The sequence below is a fragment of the uncultured Brachyspira sp. genome (assembly GCF_910578695.1).
Taxonomy (GTDB): Bacteria; Spirochaetota; Brachyspiria; order Brachyspirales; family Brachyspiraceae; genus Brachyspira.
On record NZ_CAJTQJ010000068.1, the window covers coordinates 227 to 2,687 of the forward strand.

A 2,461-nucleotide genomic window follows, 5' to 3' on the forward strand; every position below is an offset into this window, starting at 1 on the left:
TTCAGAGATAATTGTATCAGTAATTGCTTTAGGAATTAGCGATATTGAACCTGAAAGACCTAAACGTAAAAATATAGATGAAATATGTAAGTTTTATTAGTTGCTATTTTATATAGTAACTCAATGGAGTCAACTTAAGATTCAAGTCTTAAGCTGACTTTTTTTCATTCATTTTAGTATTTTTTATATTTGTAGTTAAGTATTAAAGATATATTTCTTCTATATAAATTATTTTTATATTATAATGTAGTTAAGGAAGAAGGGATTTTTATGTTTGTTAGAGCTGTAAAAAATAATAAAGGTAAGAAAAATACCTGTTTTTGTTCTCTTGTAGAATCATATCGTGATGATCATGGTATGCCTAAACATCGTATTCTTATAAACTTTGGGCAAGTTGATGAAGAATCTGTTCCTTATTTAAAGGCTGCTTTTGCTAAGAAAAAGCCTCGTCTTGTCTATGATGATGAATAATGTAGTTAAGTCATCTTTACTCTCATCTCTTTTATGTGAATTTAATGAAGCTGTTCACTCTGATATTGTCAATCAGCTATGCAGAAAAAAGTGTACTGATTTTACCAGAAAAAGAAATATGAACTTTTATTCACTGATCTATTACTTTATCTTTAGAAATAAGAAAACAACCAATTCAGAACTGACATGGTTTTATTCTTCTATCTGTGAATTTGAAAAAAGAATAAGCAAACAGGCTTTAAACAAGGCTGTCAGAAAAATGAATCCAAATGTCTTTATATATCTTATTCATATTTTTTCCAAAATATATTATTCCTCTCAGCTTCCAAAAGACTATAGAGGCTATTATCTTATTGCAGAAGATGGTACTTATGTTGAAATTCCCTATAATGTCTATAATGCATATGATTTTCAGTTTTGTCTTGGCAAACATGTTCATGATATTTTTGATGTCAAAAAAATACAGTCAAAAGCTGGGGGTCTCTATGATGTGATGAATGGATTGTTTGTGGATTTTTCAATGAAACCAGCTCCCTATTCTGAAACTCCACTTGCGTTTGAACATCTGTATAGAACTCAGAAAATATTTGAAGGGAAAAAGGTCATATATCTTGCAGACAGATACTATGGTTCAGCAGAAATTATTTCTCATCTTGAATATCTTAATTATAATTATATTATCAGAGGGAAAAAATATTTTTATAAGAAACAGGTTGCACTTATGAAATCGGATGATGAATGGATAAATGTAGAAATTGATAAAAAATGGCTGAAAAGATTTAGATTTTCTAATGAAGCCATACAAATCCGAGAAGAAAAGCCAGTGATCAGAATAAGGGTCATCAAAAAAATTTTTAAATATATCAATCAAAAAGGTGAAGAATGCAAAGAAGAATTGATTTATTTCACGAATCTGGACAGTCAGCAATTTTCTACTGAAGAAATTCTTCAATTGTATTCCATGAGATGGGATATAGAGGTTTCATATAAAACATTGAAAACAACTCTGGAACTTGAAAGATTTATAAGCGAAGACGGAGATGCAGCTAGAAACTGTGTTTATGGAAAAGTTCTGTTTCATAATATTGCTGGTATAATAAGAAAGGAACTAAACAAAAAAATTTCCAGGGACACAACTGACGGTAAACAATATGTAACGAATATTACACAGCTTCAGGAAATGGTATATGAGACTAATTTTCTTTATTCAATAATCAATGGGAAAAAGACTCAGATAAAACAGAAAATAGAGAATATAGTAAAGATGATCAATAAAATAAAAGTGCCTGTTCGCCCAAACAGACACTATAAACGCTGGGGCAGGGTTATAGTCAATCCACCAAGTTATCGATTTAGATTAGATGGAAGAAATAATCCAAAAGTTAAAAGTTTTAAGCACGTTCTGATAACAGTAGCCCCGTAGTTAAGAATACAAATATATTGTATCATAAAAAAAGAAATGTGAAAATTTAAAAAAAAGATATTTTTTTATAGGAGGTTTTTGCGCTTTTTTTCAAGTATGTTTTTCATAATAAAAAATATGAAATTGAACAGATAAAATAAATATAAAAAAGAAAGAGTCAGCTTAAGATTTGAATCTTAAGTTGACTCCATTGAGATGCAAATTATTTTGCATCTTTTTCACATCCAAATATAATATTAGCACTTTTACGAGCCTTAGTAAGAACATCCATAACAATCTTTGAATGTTCAAGCATTAGATCACAAGTATTAAAATCTCTATTATCAATATACTTAGAGATATTTTTAAATTCATCATACATTCGATGATTATTACTATTTACTTCAATACTTTCATTTATTTTATCATTCTTAATAATTTTTACATCACTAAGTACACTAGTAGGTCCTTCAATTTTAATACATCCTAAATCCCCTTGAATTGTTGATGAAATAGGAGCAGCACAATCTTTGGCGCCAATACAAACTGCCTTGAATGTTGGATATTCTAAAATAATAATCCCTGAAG

Annotated in this window: 3 protein-coding genes; 2 read left to right on the forward strand and 1 reads right to left on the reverse strand. The window is 28.9% G+C overall.

Annotated features, from left to right (window positions below; all coding sequences use genetic code 11):
• The first annotated feature begins 270 nt into the window (after positions 1-270).
• Together QZ288_RS11560 and QZ288_RS11565 are read left to right on the forward strand one after the other, a co-directional pair.
• A complete protein-coding gene (locus QZ288_RS11560) occupies positions 271-471 on the forward strand; it encodes a 2-C-methyl-D-erythritol 4-phosphate cytidylyltransferase (protein WP_289811297.1) in 201 nt (66 codons plus the stop codon).
• Complete coding sequence (locus QZ288_RS11565) at positions 464-1,894, forward strand: IS4 family transposase (protein ID WP_295159030.1); 1,431 nt, start codon at positions 464-466, stop codon at positions 1,892-1,894. The genes QZ288_RS11560 and QZ288_RS11565 overlap by 8 nt, the downstream gene beginning before the upstream one ends.
• Positions 1,895-2,096: 202 nt before the next feature.
• Here QZ288_RS11565 and QZ288_RS11570 read toward each other — a convergent pair.
• On the reverse strand, positions 2,097-2,461 hold a 365-nt coding region (locus QZ288_RS11570), incomplete at its 5' end, for a hypothetical protein (RefSeq protein WP_295159027.1).

Coding starts and splice junctions, on each gene's coding strand:
- QZ288_RS11560 (WP_289811297.1), top strand. CDS start 271: ATGTTTGTTAGAGCTGTAAAAAATAATAAAGGTAAGAAAAATACCTGT.
- QZ288_RS11565 (WP_295159030.1), top strand. CDS start 464: ATGAATAATGTAGTTAAGTCATCTTTACTCTCATCTCTTTTATGTGAA.